Source organism: Pseudoxanthomonas jiangsuensis (genome assembly GCF_010093185.1).
GTDB lineage: Bacteria > Pseudomonadota > Gammaproteobacteria > Xanthomonadales > Xanthomonadaceae > Pseudoxanthomonas > Pseudoxanthomonas jiangsuensis.
The window spans coordinates 1-646 of sequence record NZ_PDWL01000093.1; the positions used below are offsets into that span (position 1 = coordinate 1).

Here is a 646-nt window from a genome sequence, read left to right on the forward strand (position 1 = left end):
TAGGTGCTCTTTATTATGGACATGAGTCGATGTCTGCATTTTCTGCAGCGGCCGCGTTGCCGGAGTTTGTCTCCGTAGTTGCTTTTGTTTTTTTTTTCCGGTGCACGACCTGCTGCAGCCGCTCAACGCCGCGCGCATGTTCGTCTCGGCGCTGCGCGGCAAGCTGCACGAAGCCGATGCGCGGCAGATCGCCGACCACGTCGACAATGCGCTGGCGGCGCAGGACGCGATCCTCAACAGCCTGCTGGACATCTCGCGGCTGGAAGCGGGCACGTTGAAGACACAGGTGCAGGATCTGGCGCTGGACCCGCTGCTGCAGACCCTGGCGCGCGAGTTCGGCATCGTCGCCGAAGGCCGCGGCCTGCGCCTGGACTACGTGCCGACCCGCGCCACCGTGCGCAGCGACGCGACCCTGCTGCGGCGCATCCTGCAGAACTTCCTGTCCAACGCGGTGCGCTACACCCCGCGCGGGCGCGTGCTGCTGGGCTGCCGCCGCGATGGGGCGCAGTTGCGCATCGAGGTCCACGACCAGGGGCCGGGCATTCCCGACGCCCTCCAGCAGGAGATCTTCGAGGAGTTCCGCCGGCTCGGCGACGGCGTCGCCAACGACCGCGGCGCCGGTCTGGGCCTGGCGATCGTGGAACGC

Annotated in this window: 1 pseudogene; it reads left to right on the plus strand. The window is 67.5% G+C overall.

What is annotated here, in order from left to right:
- Positions 1 to 100 precede the first annotated feature (100 nt).
- Positions 101 to 646 (plus strand): annotated as a pseudogene (locus CSC62_RS17415) (sensor histidine kinase); the annotation flags it as partial.